This is a genomic window from Streptomyces sp. NRRL S-455, assembly GCF_000717875.1.
Classification (GTDB): Bacteria; Actinomycetota; Actinomycetes; order Streptomycetales; family Streptomycetaceae; genus Streptomyces.
The window spans coordinates 240,274-257,933 of record NZ_JOCT01000012.1; the positions used below are offsets into that span (position 1 = coordinate 240,274).

Here is a 17,660-nt window from a genome sequence, read left to right on the forward strand (position 1 = left end):
GGATGAGCACAGTCACGGCCGCACAGGCCGCCTACGTCGTCGCGGCGCTGCTGTTCATCCTCAGCCTCGCCGGGCTCTCGCAGCACCGGACCTCCCGCTCGGGAGTCGTCTGGGGCATCGCGGGCATGGTCGTCGCGCTGGCCGCCACCATCGGGCTCGCCTCCGAGAGCATCACCGTCACCGGTCTCGCGCTGATCGTCGTCGCCACGGCCGTCGGCGCGGGCATCGGGCTGTGGCGGGCCCGGGTCGTCGAGATGACCGGCATGCCCGAGCTGATCGCCATCATGCACAGCCTGGTCGGCCTCGCCGCCGCGTTCGTCGGCTGGAACGGCTACCTCGACGTCGACGCCGAGCTCAGCGGTTCGCTGCTGGGCATCCACCACGCCGAGGTGTTCATCGGGGTGTTCATCGGCGCCGTCACCTTCACGGGGTCCGTCGTCGCCTACCTGAAACTCTCGGCGCGCATCGACTCCCGCCCGCTCACGCTGCCCGGCAAGCACGTCCTCAACATCGGCGCCCTGGTCGCCTTCGCCGGGCTCACCGTCGCGTTCGTGGCCCGACCGAACATCGGCCTGCTCATCGCCGTCACCGTGATCGCGCTCGCCCTGGGCGCACACCTGGTCGCCTCCATCGGCGGCGGTGACATGCCGGTGGTCGTCTCCATGCTCAACAGCTACTCCGGCTGGGCGGCGGCGGCCTCGGGCTTCCTGCTCTCCAACAACCTGCTCATCGTCACCGGCGCGCTCGTCGGCTCCTCCGGTGCCTACCTGTCGTACATCATGTGCAAGGCGATGAACCGCTCCTTCATCTCGGTGATCGCCGGCGGATTCGGCACCCCGGCAGCGGCGGCCGACGAGGGCGAGCAGGGCGAGCACCGGGAGATCAGCGCCGAGGAGACCGCGGAGCTCCTCCGCGACGCCTCCTCGGTGATCATCACTCCGGGCTACGGCATGGCGGTCGCGCAGGCCCAGTACCCGGTCGCCGAACTGGCGCGCAAGCTGCGCGAGCGGGGCGTCGAGGTGCGCTTCGGCATCCACCCGGTCGCCGGCCGGCTGCCCGGGCACATGAACGTGCTGCTCGCCGAGGCCAACGTGCCGTACGACATCGTGCTCGAGATGGACGAGATCAACGACGACTTCGCCGCCACCTCGGTCGTCCTCGTCATCGGCGCCAACGACACCGTCAACCCGGCCGCCACCGACAACCCGGCCAGCCCCATCGCCGGCATGCCCGTGCTGCACGTGTGGGAGGCGGCCGACGTGGTCGTCTTCAAGCGGTCCATGGCCGCCGGATACGCGGGGGTGCAGAACCCGCTGTTCTTCCGGGAGAACAGCCAGATGCTCTTCGGCGACGCCAAGCAGCGCGTCGAGGACATCCTGCGCGCCCTGGACAGCCTCGACGCGCCGGTCCCGGAGATGGCCGGCAGCTCGCGCTGAACCCTGGTCAGCCGAAAAGGCCGGCTCGGCGGTGCCGAGCCGGCCTTCGCCGGTTGCTGTGCCCTTCTCGAGGCACGGCGACCGATCAGTCCGTGCCGGACTCCATCGCCGCGCGGTCCAGCCACGCGTCCTCCTCCGAGACCTCGCCGCGGGAGGCGATGGCCTCGGCGCCGCCCTGCGGCAGCTCCGGCATGGTGCCGATCAGGCCGGTCGCGGCGGCCTGCGAGGCGCCGATGGTGGGGCTGCCGGTGCCGATCAGGCCGATGCCGGCGTACTGCTCCAGCTTGGCGCGGGAGTCGGCGATGTCGAGGTTGCGCATGGTGAGCTGGCCGATCCGGTCCACCGGGCCGAACGCGGAGTCCTCGGTGCGCTCCATGGACAGCTTGTCCGGGTGGTAGCTGAACGCCGGGCCCGTGGTGTCGAGGATCGAGTAGTCCTCACCGCGCCGCAGCCGCAGCGTCACCTCTCCGGTGACGGCGGCGCCGACCCAGCGCTGCAGCGACTCGCGGATCATCAGCGCCTGCGGGTCCAGCCAGCGGCCCTCGTACATCAGCCGCCCGAGGCGACGGCCCTCGGTGTGGTACTGGGCGAGGGTGTCCTCGTTGTGGATCGCGTTGACCAGCCGCTCGTAGGCGGCGTGCAGCAGGGCCATGCCCGGGGCCTCGTAGATGCCGCGGCTCTTGGCCTCGATGATCCGGTTCTCGATCTGGTCCGACATGCCCAGGCCGTGCCGCCCGCCGATGGCGTTGGCCTCCATGACCAGGTCGACGGGGGAGGCGAACTCCTTGCCGTTGACCGACACCGGGCGGCCTTCGGCGAAGCCGATCGTCACGTCCTCGGTGGCGATCTCGACCTCGGGGTCCCAGAACTTCACGCCCATGATCGGGTCGACGGTCTCGACGCCGGTGTCCAGGTGCTCCAGGGTCTTGGCCTCGTGCGTGGCGCCCCAGATGTTGGCGTCGGTGGAGTACGCCTTCTCCGTGCTGTCGCGGTAGGGCAGCCCGTGCGCGAGCAGCCACTCGGACATCTCCTTGCGGCCGCCGAGCTCGGTGACGAACGCCGCGTCCAGCCAGGGCTTGTAGATCCTGAGGTGCGGGTTCGCGAGCAGGCCGTAGCGGTAGAACCGCTCGATGTCGTTGCCCTTGAAGGTGGAGCCGTCGCCCCAGATCTGGACGTTGTCCTCGAGCATCGCCCGCACCAGCAGCGTGCCCGTGACGGCCCGGCCGAGCGGCGTGGTGTTGAAGTACGCCCGTCCGCCCGAGCGGATGTGGAACGCGCCGCAGGTCAGCGCGGCCAGGCCCTCCTCGACCAGCGCCGCGCGGCAGTCGACCAGACGCGCGATCTCGGCACCGTAGGTCTTCGCGCGGCCGGGCACCGAGGCGATGTCGGGCTCGTCGTACTGGCCGATGTCGGCGGTGTAGGTGCACGGGACGGCGCCCTTGTCGCGCATCCACGCGACCGCGACGGACGTGTCGAGACCGCCCGAGAAGGCGATGCCGACGCGCTTGCCGGCGGGCAGGGAGGTGAGGACCTTGGACATAGGAAGAGTATGTATGGCGACGCATAATCATGCAAGTCGTTGCGCGTGAATCCGCCGCATCCAGGAAAACAGCGCCGTGATCAGGAAGCGTCGGGCTCGGAACCCCCGAGCGCCCCCAGGATCCGCTCGGCGGCCAGGGTCGGAGTCAACTCGCCCTCCCTGACCCGCTGTTCCAGAACAGGCGCGAGCGCCCGTACCGCCGGGTCGGCGTGCAGGCGGCCGAGGAGTTCCTCGCGGACCATCGTCCAGGTCCAGTCGACCTGCTGGTCGCGGCGCTTGGCGGCGAGACGGCCGGTCGAGTCCAGCAGCGTGCGGTGCTGTTCGAGGCGCTCCCACACGGTGTCCAGACCGCTCGACTCGCGGGCGCTGCAGCTGAGCACGGGCGGCGTCCAGACCGCGTCCTTGCCGTGCATCAGCCGCAGCGCGCCCGCCAGTTCACGCGCGGCGGCGCGGGCGTCGGGCTCGTGCGGGCCGTCCGCCTTGTTCACGGCGATCACGTCGGCCAGTTCCAGGACGCCCTTCTTGATGCCCTGCAGCTGGTCGCCGGTGCGGGCGAGGGTGAGCAGCAGGAAGGAGTCGACCATGTTCGCGACCGCGGTCTCGGACTGGCCGACACCGACCGTCTCCACCAGGATCACGTCGTAGCCGGCCGCCTCCATCACCACGATGGACTCGCGGGTCGCCTTGGCGACCCCGCCCAGCGTTCCGGCCGTGGGGGAGGGGCGGACGAAGGCCGCCGGGTCGACGGCCAGACGCTCCATACGGGTCTTGTCGCCGAGGATCGAACCGCCGGTACGGCTGGATGACGGGTCCACGGCCAGCACGGCCACCCGGTGCCCGAGGCCCGTCAGCATCGAGCCGAACGCGTCGATGAACGTCGACTTGCCGACCCCCGGTACCCCGCTGACGCCGATCCGCCGCGCCCGACCGCTGTGCGGCAGCAGCTCGGTCAGCAACCGCTGGGCCAGCGCCCGGTGCTGGGGCCGGGTGGACTCGACGAGCGTGATGGCGCGGGCGACGATCGCCCGCTTCCCGTCGAGTACGCCCTTCACATACGCGTCGACATCGATCACAGGTCGTGCCCGAGGCCGTCCGACAACCGCTTGACCAGGTCGTATGCCGCGTCCGGGATCACCGTCCCGGGCGGGAAGACCGCTGCCGCGCCCATCTGTAGCAGCGTCGGCACGTCCTGCGGCGGGATCACCCCGCCGACCACGATCATGATGTCCTCGCGCCCCTCCTCGGCGAGCTGTTCCCGCAGCGCCGGGACGAGGGTGAGGTGGCCGGCCGCCAGCGAGGACACCCCGACGATGTGCACGTCCGCCTCGACGGCCTGCCGGGCCACCTCCGCGGGGGTCTGGAACAGCGGGCCGACGTCCACGTCGAAGCCCAGGTCGGCGAAGGCGGTGGCGATCACCTTCTGGCCGCGGTCGTGGCCGTCCTGGCCCATCTTGGCGACCAGGATGCGCGGGCGGCGGCCCTCGGCCTCCTCGAAGTCGGAGACCAGCGCTCGGGTGCGGTCCACGGACGGGGACTCCCCTGCTTCGTTGCGGTACACGCCGGAGATGGTACGGATCTGGCTCGCGTGCCGGCCGTACACCTTCTCCAGGGCATCGGAGATCTCCCCGACGGTCGCCTTCGCGCGGGCCGCGTTCACCGCCAGTTCCAGCAGGTTGCCGTCACCCCCGGCGGCCCGGGTCAGCGCGTCCAGCGCGTCCCGGCAGGCCGTCTCGTCCCGCTCCGCCCGCAGCCGCCGCAGCTTCTCGATCTGCTGGGCGCGTACCGAGGAGTTGTCGACCTTCAGGACCTCGATCTGCTCGTCGGAGTCGACCCGGTACTTGTTGACGCCGATGACCGGCTGGCGACCGGAGTCGATCCGGGCCTGGGTGCGGGCCGCGGCCTCCTCGATGCGCAGCTTGGGGATGCCCGCGTCGATGGCCTTGGCCATGCCGCCCGCGGCCTCGACCTCCTCGATGTGCTGCCAGGCCCGCCGGGCCAGGTCGTACGTCAGCCGCTCCACGTACGCGCTGCCGCCCCACGGGTCGATGACCCGCGTCGTGCCGGACTCCTGCTGGAGCAGCAGCTGCGTGTTGCGGGCGATCCGCGCCGAGAAGTCGGTCGGCAGGGCCAGCGCCTCGTCGAGGGCATTGGTGTGCAGCGACTGCGTGTGCCCCTGCGTCGCCGCCATCGCCTCGACACAGGTGCGCGTCACGTTGTTGAACACGTCCTGCGCGGTCAGCGACCAGCCCGAGGTCTGCGAATGGGTGCGCAGCGACAGCGACTTGGCGTTCTTCGGGTCGAACTGCTTCACCAGCTTCGCCCACAGCAGGCGAGCCGCCCGCAGCTTGGCGACCTCCATGAAGAAATTCATGCCGATCGCCCAGAAGAACGACAGCCGCGGCGCGAACGCGTCCACGTCCAGGCCCGCTTCACGGCCCGCCCGGATGTACTCCACCCCGTCCGCGAGGGTGTACGCCAGCTCCAGGTCGGCCGTCGCCCCCGCCTCCTGGATGTGATACCCGGAGATGGAGATGGAGTTGTAGCGCGGCATCCGCTGCGAGGTGAAGGCGAAGATGTCGGAGATGATCCGCATCGACGGCTTCGGCGGATAGATGTAGGTGTTGCGGACCATGAACTCCTTGAGGATGTCGTTCTGGATGGTCCCCGCCAGCTTCTCCGGCGGTACGCCCTGCTCCTCCGCCGCCACGATGTACAGCGCCAGCACCGGCAGCACGGCGCCGTTCATCGTCATCGACACGGTCATCCTGTCGAGGGGAATCCCGTCGAACAGCTGCCGCATGTCGTAGATCGAGTCGATGGCCACGCCCGCCATGCCGACGTCACCGGTCACGCGCGGGTGGTCGCTGTCGTAACCCCGGTGCGTGGGCAGGTCGAAGGCGACCGACAGGCCCTTCTGCCCGGCCGCGAGATTGCGCCGGTAGAAGGCGTTCGACTCCTCGGCCGTGGAGAAACCGGCGTACTGGCGGATCGTCCAGGGCTGGTTGACGTACATCGTCGGGTACGGGCCGCGCAGAAACGGTGCCGCGCCCGGGTACGTCTCCAGGAAGTCCAGGCCCTCCAGGTCACGACCGGTGTACAGCGGCTTGACCGCGATGCCCTCCGGGGTCTCCCACAGCAGGTCGTCACCGCCGGAGGCGTTCTTGACCACCGTGCGCCACTCGTCGGGGCCGCCGTCGGCCGCCGGGGTCCCCAGCTCGATCCCGGAGAAGTCGGGGATTCCCATCAGGACACTCCCATGCGGTCGAGGGTGGCGGACAGCACGGCGACGGCGTCACAGCCCGCGAAGACGTAAGAGTCGACACCGGGGTGGTTCCCGGGCCGCCCGGCGAGGAACACATGCGCGGCACCGGCGGCCTTCAGTCGCGCGGTCACCGCCTCGGCCTGCTCCTCGTACAGGGCGTCACTGGAGCACAGGCACGCCTCGGTGGCGCCGCTCTCCTCGAAGGTGCCCTCCGTGACGGGCTCGATGCCGCCCGCCTGGAAGAGGTTGGAGGCGAAGGTGAGGCGTGCGGTGTGGGCGGCGGCCGGGCCGAGCGCGGCGAGGAAGATCCGGGGCCGGGAGCCGGTCGCGGCCAGGTGGGCGTCGGAGCGGGCGCGCAGCGCCTCGAACGCCTCGTCGCGCCGCACGCGCGGCAGCCCGCCGGACGGCGGCTCGGGCGCGCTGTCGCGCACGACCGGCTTCTCCGCGAGATACGGGAACTCGCTGACGCCCGTGACGGGTTCGCGCCGCTTGGCCAGCTTTGCGCTGCGGGCCTGCCAGGTGTCGGCCAGGTCCTGCGCCAGGTCTCCGGACCGCAGGGCCGCCGCCTGGCCGCCGAGCCGCTCGATCCGCTGGAAGAACTCCCAGCCCGCGTGGGCCAGTTCGTCGGTCAGCCGCTCCACGTACCAGGAGCCGCCCGCCGGGTCGATCACCCGGGACAGGTGCGACTCCTCGATGAGGATGGTGGAGGTGTTGCGGGCGATCCGCCGCGCGAACGCGTCCGGCAGGCCGAGCGCGTGGTCGAAGGGCAGCACGGTGACCGCGTCGGCTCCGCCCGCCCCGGCGGCCAGCGTGGCGATGGTCGTGCGCAGCATGTTCACCCACGGGTCGCGCCGCGTCATCATCACCGGTGACGTCACGACGTGCTGGAGCTGTGTCCCGGCACGCGGCGCCCCGCACGCCTCGGCCACCCGCGCCCACAATCGGCGCGCGGCCCGCAGCTTGGCGATCGTCAGGAACTGGTCGGCCGTCGCCGCGTACCGGAACTCCAGTTGCCGGCAGGCCTGTTCGACACTCAGTCCCGCCCCGGCCAGCTCCCGCAGGTACGCCACCGCCGTGGCCAGTGAGCAGCCCAGCTCCTGGGCGGCGGAACCACCGGCCTCGTGGTACGGCAGCGCGTCCACGGTCAGCGCCCGCAGGCCGGGATACTCCCCGGAGCACAGCCGCGCGAGGTCCGCCGCCGGAGCGAACTCGCCCCGCTGACCACTCCGGGCCTCCAGGCCCAGCGGATCGGCGCCCAGATTGCCCCGCGCCGTGTCCCGGGCGATACCGCGCTCCTCGTACAACCGCAGCAACTCCCGCGCGGCGGGCCCGGTGTCGCGCCCGGCGTCCAGCACGACGGGGGCCAGATCGAGGTAGACACCGTCGAGGACCCGCCCGAGCTCCGGCACCGGGATGCCGTCGTCGCCCACGCCCAGCCACAGGGAGGTGGCGCCGTTCTCCAGGTCCCCGAGCACCCCGTCCCGGTCGGCCACCGTGTGCCGCTGCCGTACGTCCCAGCCGCCGAGCGTGTTCCCCTCGGCGCGGCCGCCGCGTACGAAAGGTGCGAACCCGGGGAAACCCGGCTCGGGCGCGGAGTCGCGGGCGGTGTAGAGGGGCCGGGTGCGCAGCCCGTCCTCGAGTGCGGTGGACAGGGCTTCCTCGGCCTCGGCGCCCTCCACGTCCTTGCCCGACTTGCGCAGTACACCCGCCACCAGGCGCTGCCACTGCTCGTGGGGCACATCAGGGAACTCGCCGGCCAGCTCAAGCCCGTCGTCAGGCAGGACCGTCATGCTCGGATGCTAGGTCATCGACTCGAAGGAGCAGCAGGGGGCGAGGCTGTGACCTTTCCCTCCCGATGGCTGTGGCCCTGATCTCCATCGGCCGCCCTTGAATCAGGGCTGGTCACGCCCTATGGCACCAGCAATCCGGGCACCCGTCCGGCCGGGATCGTCACCCATGCCGACACCGGGCGTCAATCGTCAGGGTGGACATCGGCCTGATCGACCTGAGTGTCCGTTACGCCCTGTCCCCGTGAGCGCCCCAGTGTTGCCTTTCTCTCTCATCCATTGCAACGCTACGTTGCATTCAATCTAGCTCATTGCATCAGTTTGACGCCGATGAACTGCATAAATGGCTCTTGCTCAATTGACGAAAGTGGCAATGCAACGTAGCTTTCGGTCGACGTGAAACATGCGATATCGCGAGACGAGGATGGTCATGAGTGAGTCCGTGCACACCGTCACCACGCTGCCGACAGCGCGTCCGGCCGACTGCCCCTTCGACCCGCCCGCAGAGCTGCTCGACGCCCGACGGCACGGGCCCATCAGCCGCTACACCCACCCCGGCGGAAAACCAGGCTGGCTGATCACCGGATACGACCTGGTCCGGTCGGTTCTGGCCGACTCGCGGTTCAGTTCGCGCAGGGAGCTGCTGAACGTGGTCGACTTCGAGGTTCCTCCGGCGCCGCCCGGCGAGTTCCTCCTCATGGACGACCCACAGCACCGCCGCTACCGCAAGCCGCTGGCAGGCAGGTTCACGGTGCGGCGGATGCGCCTTCTCACCGAGCGCATCGAGCAGATCACCGCCGAGTGCCTGGACGCCATGGAGAACGCAGGACCGCCGGCAGACCTGGTGACCGCGTTCGCCAAGCCCATCCCCACCATCGTCATCTGTGAGCTGCTGGGCGTGCCCTACGAGGACCGGGGCTCCTTCCAGGAGCAGATCGACACGTTCATGGGAGGGGAGGCGAGCGATGAGGAGCTCACAGCCGCCTACACCGCGACCCAGGAGTACCTCGCGGAGCTGGTGGCCGCCAAGCGGGCGAACCCCACCGACGACGTGCTCAGCGAACTCACCGACAGCGATCTGACCGATGAGGAGCTGAAGGGGATCAGCCTGATTCTGCTGGCCGCCGGGTTCGACACCACGGCGAACATGCTGTCCCTCGGCACCTACGCGCTGCTGCGGAATCCGGCGCAGATGGCCGCGCTGCGCGCCGACCCCGCGCTCACCGACGGGGCCGTGGAGGAGCTGCTGCGGTATCTGAGCGTCGCCAAGTCGTTCATGCGGACGGCACTCGAGGACGTCGAGCTGGGCGGCCAGACCATCGAGGCCGGCACGACGGTCGTCCTGTCGTACAACACCGCGAACCGTGACCCCGAGCGCTTCGCCGACCCCCACGTGCTCGATGTCCGGAGGCAGGACGTGGCCGGGCACCTGGCCTTCAGCCACGGCATCCACCAGTGCCTGGGCCAGCAACTGGCCCGCGTCGAGATGCGGGTGGCGTTCCGCGCGCTGGTCGACCGGTTCCCCACGCTGCGCCTGGCCGTACCGGCGGAAGAGGTCGGCCTGCGCCCGGAGACCGCGGACATCTACGGCGTCAAGAGCCTCCCGGTCACCTGGGGCGAGGAGGAGTCATGAGGACGACGCGTCTGCGCGTCGACCGCGAGCGCTGCATCAGTGCCGGGATGTGCGCCCTGACCGCCCCCGATGTCTTCGACCAGGACCCCGACGACGGCCGGGTGCTCCTGTCTCACGCCGAGCCGCCCGCCGCCCGTCGCGCGGCCGCACGGATGGCCGTCGGCGTCTGCCCCTCCGGGGCGATCACTCTCGACGAGCCGGAATCCGGCGACTCCTGACGCCCGGCGACCGCACCCGCGCCGAGAGCCCCCCGCCGCGCCGGCGGGGGGTTCTCGCGCGCGAACCGGACCGATGCCACCACAGCCGGTACCCCTGAAGCAGCTCTGAAACAGCGATGAACGCTGAGTGGACCACGCTCTGCGGCACGACGACGACAGCCCCGCGAGGGGCAGTGGCCCAGGAGGGGATCACCATGAACGGCCTGCGACTGATGCGCCGTCACGGGGCGGCCTTCGTGCGCTTCGCAGGGCTGGGCAGCGGCATCACCCTGGCGGCCTCGGCGACCCTGGTCCTGCTCTCGCAGTGGATCCCGTGGATGGCGGCGAACGTGCTGACCACCATCGCCTCCACCGGGGCCGCCACCGAGCTGCATGCCCGCGTCTCGTTCGGCCACGGACGGCCCGGCCTGGCCGGTCACCTGAAGAGCGCGGCCACCATGGCCGCCGGATTGCTGGTCACGTCCGCCGCTGTCGGCGCGCTGGCCGCGCTCCGCCCGGGTGCCGGACTCGTCCTGCAGCAGACGGTGTACCTGTCGGCCACCGCGCTCGTCGGAGTCGGCCGCTATCTCGTGCTGCGTCTGTCCGTGTTCACGGAGCGTGCCCCGCGCACACGGACGGACGGCGGCGTCCGGTCCCGGGCCACGTACGACGCGGCGGCGTGAGGACCAGCGGGGAAAGCCCATTTCACCGCTTCGCCGGTTGGCGATGGTGAGTGAAACCGCGCTGAAAGGCCGCTGAACGCGGTGCCCCGCAGACTCCGGGACATGACGACAACGACCCTCGCACCGGCCATCGCGGCCACGGGACTGCGGAAGTCCTTCGGGGACAAGCTGGTCCTCGACGGTATCGACCTGCACGTGCCCGCGGGCACGATCTTTTCCCTGCTCGGCCCGAACGGCGCCGGCAAGACCACCGCCGTCAAGATCCTCTCCACCCTCATCACCGCCGACGCCGGCGACATCCGTGTCGGCGGTCACGACCTCGCCGGCGACCCGCAGGCGGTACGCGCCGCCATCGGGGTCACCGGGCAGTTCTCCGCGGTCGACGGCCTGATCACGGGCGAGGAGAACATGCTCCTGATGGCGGACCTGCACCACCTGTCCAAGCGTGAGGGACGGCGCGTGGCCGCCGGGTTGCTGGAGCGGTTCGACCTCACCGACGCCGCGAAGAAGCCCGCCTCCACCTACTCCGGCGGCATGAAGCGCCGCCTCGACATCGCCATGACGCTGGTCGGCGACCCGCGGATCATCTTCCTCGACGAGCCGACCACCGGCCTCGACCCCCGCTCCCGCCACAACATGTGGCAGATCATCAGGGAGCTCGTCACGGGCGGCGTCACCGTCTTCCTCACCACGCAGTACGACCGTGCACACCCCCGACCTCGACGACGTGTTCTTCGCCCTCACCGCCCCGGCCGACATCCCCAACCAGCCCAAGGAGAACGCCCGATGAGCACCCTTGCCCTGGCCGTCCGCGACTCGAACACGATGCTGCGCCGCAACCTCCTGCACGCCTGGCGCTATCCGTCCGCAACCCTGAACCTGCTGCTCACGCCGATCATGATGCTGCTGCTCTTCGTCTACGTCTTCGGCGACGTGATGAGCGCGGGCATCGGTGGCGGCGGCGCCGATCGCTCCGACTACATCGCCTATATCGTCCCCGGCATCCTGCTGATGACCATCGGCAGCACCGTGATCGGGGCCGCGGTGTACGTGTCCATGGACATGACCGAGGGCCTCATCGCCCGCTTCCGCACGATGGCCATCTACCGACCTTCTCTGCTCGTCGGGCATGTCGCCGGCGGCGTGCTGCAGTGCGTGATGAGCGTGCTCCTCGTCGGTGCCGTCGGCGTGGCCATCGGCTTCCGGTCCACGGACGCCACGGCCCTGGAGTGGCTGGCGGCGTTCGGGCTGATCGCGCTGTTCGCCCTGGCGCTCACCTGGATCGCGGTAGGGATGGGCATGGCCAGCCCGAACCCGGAGGCGGCCAGCAACATGGCCATGCCGCTGATCCTCCTCCCGCTCGTCTCCAGCGCCTTCATCCCGGCCGACACGATGCCGGGCTGGTTCCAGCCGATCGCCGAGTACCAGCCGTTCACCCCGGCCATCGAGACCCTGCGCGGCCTGCTGCTCGGCACCGAGATCGGCAACAACGGGTGGATCGCGATCGCCTGGTGCGTCGGCCTGACCGCGCTCGGCTACCGCTGGTCCACGGCGCAGTTCAACCGCGACCCGAAATGAGCGCGCGGGCCGCCTCCCGCAGCCCCTCCCGCTCCAGGGCGGCATACTCCGACACCGCGTCGGCGTACGCCGCCCCGTCGGCCTCCTCGGCGGCCCGACGGGCGCGGTGGGCGGACATCGCGGGGAAGGTCTGCGGCACATGCATCCGCCCGGCCAGCGCCAGCAGCCGCACCGCCGAGGCGTCGCCCGCGGCGAGCCGGGCCAGGCCGAGGGCCAGCACATCGGTGCCGGACACCGGGATCTCCCCGGCCGGGCGGGAGCCGTCGGCGAGCAGCGTCCGCAACCGGCCCTCCACCTCGGCCACCAGGCCGGCGACCGGCTCCAGTCGCCCGGCGTACGCGTGCGCGGCCACCGCATAGGCTTCGATCGCCCGGGCCCACGGATCCACGGTGGGGTCGGCGGGCGGCGAGTCGTCTCCGCGCAGCCGCTCCACGGCCATCCGCCACCGCTTCAGCCCCAGCTCGGTCAGACCCCGGGCCAGCGCGATCTCGGCCCAGGCCGCCAGGTCGATCAAGACGGTCGAGGTGCGCTCCGTCGGCCGGCTCCGCTCCACACGCCGCAGCCAGTCCTCGGCCTCGTCCACCTCACCACGCTGCAGGCAGGCCAGCGCCAGACCCCGGCGCAGGCCCGTCGTGGGCGACTGGTCACTCAGGTGCTCCAAGGCCTCCAGCGCGGCCACCAGATGCCGGTACGCCTCCTCGCCCAGACCGGCGTCCGCGCACAACTCGCCGCAGCGGGAGTGGCCGAGCAGCTTGAGCGACGGGTTGGGCACGGCGTCGACCGCGGCCAGCAGCCGGCGGGCGGAGGACAGCGCACGCTCCGGCTGGTGCTCGTACTCCCAGAGATAGCTGGCCACGCACTCGGCGATGCCCGCCAGCAAGGGCGCGTCGCTCGCGCACAGTTCCAGCAGCGCCTCATAGCCGGGCGGGCGCGTGTCCGGAAGAGCGCACAGCACGACGGCGAGCGCCCGCAGCAGGGTGTCCGGCTCCGCGGGAGGCAGCCGGCGCAGGGTGACGAGATGGCGCGTGTGCAGCGGGCCGTATCCGATGAACGGGGCGGCGGTGCAGATGGCGCTGAGGGTGCGGGTGACCTCGATGTGCCGGGCGTCGGGGCGGTAGTGCGACAGCGGCGCCGCGGTGTCGGCGGCCAGGACCAGCACCCGGTGGAAGCTCGTCGAGTCGGTCAGCCAGGTGCCGGCCAGCACCGCGCCGGCCGCGGCTGTGGTGGCGTGGTCCTGGCGGGCCAGGGCGTACCGCAGGGCGAGCACGAGGTTGTCCTGCTCCGCGCGCAGCCGAGCCCAGTGCCGCAGCGGCTCAGGGCCGGCCATCGCATCGTGGTTGGCCAGTCCGAAGTCCCGTGCCCAGTCCAGGAACCGGCCGGTGACCGCCTCCGCCTCCCCGGCGGCGGTCCGCCGGGCGGCGCTGAACTCCCGCACCGTCTCCAGCATGTGGAAGCGGATCCCGGCCGCGGTGTCGGAGGCCTTCAGCAGCGACTGGTCGACCAGTTGCTCCAGCAGGTCCAGCGCGTCACCGCTGTCCCCCAGCACCTGCCGCGCCGCCTCTTCGGTGAAGCCGCCGGGGAAGACGGACAGCGCCCGCAGCGCCGCCCGCGCGTCTTCCTCCAGCAGATTCCAGCTCCACTCGACGACCGCGTGCAGCGTGCGGTGCCGCTCGGGTGCGTCCCGGGCCCCGCCGCGCAACAGCGCGAACCGGTCGCCGAGGCGGCGGGCGATCTCGGGTACGGACAGCACCCGCACCCGCGCCGCCGCCAACTCCACGGCGAGCGGCAGCCCGTCCAGATGCCGGCACAACTCCGCAACCGCCCCGGGCGGCAGCTCGACGCCGGGCCGCGCGGCCCGGGCCCGCTGTCCGAACAGCTCGATCGAGGTCGCCGGGCTCAGCTGCGGCAGCTGGTACAGCGCTTCCGAGCTGAGCCCCAGCGGCGCTCGGCTCGTGACCAGCACCCGCAGGTCCTTGGACCGCGCCACCAGCTCCCGCACCAGGTCGGCGGCGCCCCGGACCACCTGCTCGCAGTTGTCCAGCACCAGCAGCGCGGGGCCGGCACCGAGGGCGGCGACGATTCCGCCGGGTACATCCGCCCCGCCGCCGTACGCTCCGACTCCACCGCGTGGCGCCTCCCCACCGCCGAGCGCCGACGCCACCTCGCCGGCCACGTCGTCGTCCGCACCGACTCCGGCCAGCGAGACGAAGTGCACCACCCGCTGCTCCGCCCGGCGGCTGACGGCGTGCGCGAGCCGCGTCTTGCCGAGCCCGCCGGGGCCGACGATCGAGACCAGCCGCGAGAGGTGCAACAGCCCGGCCACCGCCGCGAGATCCTCGTCCCGCCCCAGCAGCGGATTCGGATCGTGCGGCACCCCGTACCGGACCACGGGCGCCTCGACCCGCAGCAACTCCTGATGCACGGCCTTCAGCCCGGCCCCCGGGTCGGTGCCGAGACCGTCGCGGAGCTCGCGCCGGTACGCGTCGTAGCGGGCGAGCGCCGCCGACGGCCCGGCCGTGGCCGCCTCGGCGCGCAGCAGCTCCGCCAGGACCTCCTCGTCGTGCGGCGCCCCGGCGAAGACCCCGGTCAGCGGCGCCATGGCCTCGGCCCGTCGCCCCAGCCGGGCGAGCGCGAGCGCACGGGAGCGCACGAGCACGTCGTAGAGCGGCGCCCGCTCGGCCCGCAGCTCCGCCACCGGGTCGCCCGGCGCGGCGTCGGCGTGCGGGGCCGCGTCCCAGAAGGCGAGGCCCTCCTCCGCACGCGCCAGGGCGGCGGCATGATCTCCGGCCCGGGCATGCCGGGCGCTCGCCTCGGCGCACCGCACCACCGCGGAACTGTCGACCTGCTCCTCACCCAGCGCCAGCCGGTAGCCGCTCGGGGTGCTGACGACGACGTCGGCCCCGAGCTGGGAGCGGGTACGGGAGACCAGGATCCGCAGCGCGTTGGCCGGGTTGGCCGGCAGCTCGTCCTGCCACAGCCCGTCCACCAGCCGCGCGGTACTGCAACCGGAGCGCAACTCGCCCGCGAGCAGTGCGAGCAGTCCGCGCAGCCGGGGCGCGGTGATCTCCCGGCCGCGGTAGGCCACACGCGAAAGGAGGGTCAGGTCGGTCGTCACTCGGTCAGGTTATCGATTGCGGGTTCCTGGGCAGCTGCTATCACCAACCGGAGCCAGGTCGAACTCCACGGACGGGGAGCGGAGTTGGTGTCGGCCGGAGGGGCGGGGGAGGAGACGCGGCGAAACTCGCCGGCCGCCGCGGAGCGGCCGACCTGTCCTGCTCGGCGGGATGGGCGCGTCGCCGGGGTGGGCGAGTGGAGAACGCGTCCGGAGTCGCGGCCAGAACCTGTCCGCGAGCCCCGCTAGCGTGCCTCATATGACGAACACCAAGCGGAGCGTCACCGGCACGGTGCCCCACCTCGGCACCCGTGCCCTCAACCGCGCCACCCTCGACCGGCAGCTTCTCCTGCGCCTGGCCCGGGTCTCCGCCGCCGCGGCCGTCGGGCACCTGGCCGGCCTCCAGGCGCAGAACGTGAAGCCGCCGTACTACGCGCTCGCCGCCCGCCTCGACGGTTTCGCCCCCGAGGCGTTGTCCCGGCTCATGGCCGACCGTGAGGTCGTCCGGATCGTCACGATGCGCTCCACCCTCCACACCCACACCGCTCAGGACTGCCTCACCCTGCGGCCGCTGACGCAGCCGGCCATGGAGCGGGAGCTGTCGAATTTCCGCAAGGGACTCGCCGGTGTGGACCTCGACCGGCTCTCCCGCCTCGCCCGCGATCTCGTCGAGGCCGAACCCCGCACCATGAGGCAACTGCGCGAGGCCCTGGCGACGGAGTGGCCCGAGGCCGACCCGCAGTCCCTGGCCGTCGCCGCCCGGTGCCGCCTCCCGCTCGTGCAGGTGACGCCGCGCGGACTGTGGGGCAGGAGCGGACAGGTCCGTCTGACCACCGCCGAGCACTGGCTCGGCCGTCCCGCCGGACCGGCCGCCACACCCGACGCGGCCGTCCCGCGCTACCTCGCCGCCTTCGGCCCGGCCTCCGTGCGGGACATGCAGACCTGGGCCGGACTGACCCGCCTGGGCGATGCCTTCGAGCGCCTCCGCCCGGAACTCGTCACCTTCCGGGACGACAAGGGCGTTGAACTCTTCGACCTCCCGGACGCCCCGCGCCCCGACCCGGACACCCCGGCCCCGCCGCGCTTCCTGCCCGAGTTCGACAATCTCCTGCTCTCCCACGCCGACCGCACCCGCGTCGTCCGGCCCGAGCACCGGGGCCGCTCCTGGCAGGGGAACATCGCCTACCCCACGCTTCTCGTCGACGGCTTCCTCGCCGGGCTGTGGCGGCTCGAGGAGGACGCGCTCGTGATCGAGCCCTTCGACCGGCTCACCAGGACCCAGCGGGACGAGGTCACCGCCGAGGGCGAGCGGATGCTGAGGGTGATGCACCCGGAGACGTCGTACGACATCCGCTTCGGCGTCGTACGCAAGTGATCGCGGTTGCGGCCGCGGGCCGCCGAAGCGGTCAGCCCCCACAGCGTGTCCGTGACGAGACCGATCGAGATCGGTACCAGGCCCAGCACCAGCATCTGCACGGTGACATGGCCCGCGGAGTGGTCCACGCGCAGCCGGGCCCTCCGGACCCAGGGGGAGACATGGAGAGGGGGCGTTGCGGGCCGCTCGTGGAGGCCCGCAACGCCCCCCGGCTTTTACCTGAGGGGTGCTCAGGAGCTGTCGGAGGTCATGAGTTGACCTGCGTCGAGACCAGGTTGGAGAAGGTGGTCAGCCGGGTGTAGACGCCCGGGTAACCGGCCTGGGCGCAGCCTTCGCCCCAGGAGGTGATGCCTGCCAGGACGCCCCCGATGAGCAGGGGACCGCCGCTGTCGCCCTGGCAGGTGTCCACGCCGCCGGAGGTCTTTCCGGCGCACACCATGTCGCTCTGCACGAAGTCGGAGCCGTAGGAGCTCGCGCAGCCGGCGTCGGACACGGTCGGTACGGTCGCGGTGCGGAGCTGGTTGGAGGAGCTGCCGCCCGAGGAGGTGGTGCCCCAGCCGAGGATGCGGGCGGTGGTGCCGGCCGCGTACACGGAGGTCTGGGAGGAGGAGACGTACTTCGCCGGGGTGTACGGCATCGACGTCGACAGCGTCAGCACCGCCACGTCGTCGCCCTTGGTGACGTTGGTGTAGCTCGGGTGGATCCAGATCTTGCTGACGCGGCTGACGGTGCCGTTGGTGCCGTTGAGATAGGTGCGGCCACCGACCACACGCACGCTGCTGGTGGTCTCGCCGACCATGCAGTGGGCGGCGGTGACGACCTTGGTGGGCGAGACCAGCGTGCCGCCGCAGAACTGGTTCTGCGAGGCGTCCGTGATCTGCATGACGAACGGGTACGCGGACGTGGTGGTCGTGGTTCCGCCGACGATCGGCTGGGGCGCGGCGACGGCGGCGGGAGCGGTCAGCAGCGCGGTCGTGGCGGCGGCGGCGGTCGCCGCGGCGACGGCGGCGGCCTTCTTGGCACGGTCGAGCCCGAACATGGGTCTCCTCAGGAGTTG

Annotated in this window: 12 protein-coding genes and 2 pseudogenes; 7 read left to right on the forward strand and 7 right to left on the reverse strand. The window is 71.6% G+C overall.

What is annotated here, in order from left to right:
• Window positions 1-2 precede the first annotated feature (2 nt).
• Window positions 3-1,436: a Re/Si-specific NAD(P)(+) transhydrogenase subunit beta gene (gene pntB, locus IE97_RS0118345; protein ID WP_030241004.1), complete on the forward strand. Its 1,434-nt coding sequence runs from the start codon at window positions 3-5 to the stop codon at window positions 1,434-1,436.
• Between the two features lie 85 nt (window positions 1,437-1,521).
• Here pntB and argG read toward each other — a convergent pair whose 3' ends face one another.
• The 4 genes from argG to IE97_RS0118365 all read right to left on the reverse strand — a co-directional run bounded on the left by argG (window position 1,522) and on the right by IE97_RS0118365 (window position 8,028).
• A complete protein-coding gene (gene argG / locus IE97_RS0118350; RefSeq protein WP_030241007.1) occupies window positions 1,522-2,976 on the reverse strand; it encodes an argininosuccinate synthase in 1,455 nt (484 codons plus the stop codon).
• Window positions 2,977-3,056: 80 nt separating this feature from the next.
• A complete protein-coding gene (meaB, locus tag IE97_RS0118355) occupies window positions 3,057-4,049 on the reverse strand; it encodes a methylmalonyl Co-A mutase-associated GTPase MeaB (RefSeq protein ID WP_030241010.1) in 993 nt (330 codons plus the stop codon).
• Window positions 4,046-6,220, reverse strand: a complete 2,175-nt coding sequence (scpA, locus tag IE97_RS0118360; RefSeq protein WP_030241013.1) for a methylmalonyl-CoA mutase — start codon at window positions 6,218-6,220, stop codon at window positions 4,046-4,048. The genes meaB and scpA overlap by 4 nt, the downstream gene beginning before the upstream one ends.
• Window positions 6,220-8,028, reverse strand: coding sequence for a methylmalonyl-CoA mutase family protein (locus tag IE97_RS0118365; protein WP_030241015.1), 1,809 nt, complete (start codon window positions 8,026-8,028; stop codon window positions 6,220-6,222). The genes scpA and IE97_RS0118365 overlap by 1 nt, the downstream gene beginning before the upstream one ends.
• Window positions 8,029-8,455: 427 nt before the next feature.
• Between IE97_RS0118365 and IE97_RS0118370 the strand changes: the two genes are divergently transcribed.
• From IE97_RS0118370 to IE97_RS0118385, 5 genes and pseudogenes are all read left to right on the forward strand, one after another.
• Window positions 8,456-9,658, forward strand: coding sequence for a cytochrome P450 (locus tag IE97_RS0118370; RefSeq protein WP_030241019.1), 1,203 nt, complete (start codon window positions 8,456-8,458; stop codon window positions 9,656-9,658).
• Window positions 9,655-9,876 (forward strand): ferredoxin, encoded by a 222-nt coding sequence (locus IE97_RS0118375; RefSeq protein ID WP_030241024.1) that lies wholly within the window; start codon window positions 9,655-9,657, stop codon window positions 9,874-9,876. The genes IE97_RS0118370 and IE97_RS0118375 overlap by 4 nt, the downstream gene beginning before the upstream one ends.
• Window positions 9,877-10,070: 194 nt before the next feature.
• A complete protein-coding gene (locus tag IE97_RS0118380; RefSeq protein WP_030241040.1) occupies window positions 10,071-10,538 on the forward strand; it encodes a hypothetical protein in 468 nt (155 codons plus the stop codon).
• Window positions 10,539-10,640: 102 nt separating this feature from the next.
• Window positions 10,641-11,174: pseudogene (locus IE97_RS40465) on the forward strand (ABC transporter ATP-binding protein); the annotation flags it as partial.
• Window positions 11,175-11,324: 150 nt separating this feature from the next.
• Window positions 11,325-12,116 (forward strand): ABC transporter permease, encoded by a 792-nt coding sequence (locus IE97_RS0118385; protein WP_030241044.1) that lies wholly within the window; start codon window positions 11,325-11,327, stop codon window positions 12,114-12,116.
• Here the strand turns inward: IE97_RS0118385 and IE97_RS0118390 are convergent.
• The gene (locus tag IE97_RS0118390; protein WP_030241050.1) at window positions 12,097-15,231 is read right to left on the reverse strand and encodes an ATP-binding protein; all 3,135 of its coding nucleotides are present in this window, start codon (window positions 15,229-15,231) and stop codon (window positions 12,097-12,099) included. The two genes, IE97_RS0118385 and IE97_RS0118390, sit on opposite strands and share 20 nt — an antisense overlap.
• 256 nt (window positions 15,232-15,487) lie before the next feature.
• Here IE97_RS0118390 and IE97_RS0118395 point away from each other — a divergent pair, with 256 nt between their 5' ends.
• Window positions 15,488-16,603: a winged helix DNA-binding domain-containing protein gene (locus IE97_RS0118395; RefSeq protein WP_030241053.1), complete on the forward strand. Its 1,116-nt coding sequence runs from the start codon at window positions 15,488-15,490 to the stop codon at window positions 16,601-16,603.
• A 14-nt stretch (window positions 16,604-16,617) separates the two neighbouring features.
• On the opposite strand, the pseudogene IE97_RS43060 reads toward IE97_RS0118395, so the two are convergent.
• Together IE97_RS43060 and IE97_RS0118400 are read right to left on the reverse strand one after the other, a co-directional pair.
• Window positions 16,618-16,731: pseudogene (locus IE97_RS43060) on the reverse strand (LysE family translocator); the annotation flags it as partial.
• Between the two features lie 119 nt (window positions 16,732-16,850).
• Complete coding sequence (locus IE97_RS0118400) at window positions 16,851-17,642, reverse strand: S1 family peptidase (RefSeq protein WP_030241055.1); 792 nt, start codon at window positions 17,640-17,642, stop codon at window positions 16,851-16,853.
• Window positions 17,643-17,660: the final 18 nt, after the last annotated feature.

What these genes read in the sequence shown, in the direction of transcription:
- IE97_RS0118400 (WP_030241055.1), bottom strand. Translation starts at nt 17,642, where the DNA reads ATGTTCGGGCTCGACCGTGCCAAGAAGGCCGCCGCCGTCGCCGCGGCG.
- IE97_RS0118365 (WP_030241015.1), bottom strand. Translation starts at nt 8,028, where the DNA reads ATGACGGTCCTGCCTGACGACGGGCTTGAGCTGGCCGGCGAGTTCCCT.
- pntB (WP_030241004.1), top strand. Translation starts at nt 3, where the DNA reads ATGAGCACAGTCACGGCCGCACAGGCCGCCTACGTCGTCGCGGCGCTG.
- IE97_RS0118370 (WP_030241019.1), top strand. Translation starts at nt 8,456, where the DNA reads ATGAGTGAGTCCGTGCACACCGTCACCACGCTGCCGACAGCGCGTCCG.
- scpA (WP_030241013.1), bottom strand. Translation starts at nt 6,220, where the DNA reads ATGGGAATCCCCGACTTCTCCGGGATCGAGCTGGGGACCCCGGCGGCC.
- argG (WP_030241007.1), bottom strand. Translation starts at nt 2,976, where the DNA reads ATGTCCAAGGTCCTCACCTCCCTGCCCGCCGGCAAGCGCGTCGGCATC.
- IE97_RS0118395 (WP_030241053.1), top strand. Translation starts at nt 15,488, where the DNA reads ATGACGAACACCAAGCGGAGCGTCACCGGCACGGTGCCCCACCTCGGC.
- IE97_RS0118380 (WP_030241040.1), top strand. Translation starts at nt 10,071, where the DNA reads ATGAACGGCCTGCGACTGATGCGCCGTCACGGGGCGGCCTTCGTGCGC.
- IE97_RS0118375 (WP_030241024.1), top strand. Translation starts at nt 9,655, where the DNA reads ATGAGGACGACGCGTCTGCGCGTCGACCGCGAGCGCTGCATCAGTGCC.
- IE97_RS0118385 (WP_030241044.1), top strand. Translation starts at nt 11,325, where the DNA reads ATGAGCACCCTTGCCCTGGCCGTCCGCGACTCGAACACGATGCTGCGC.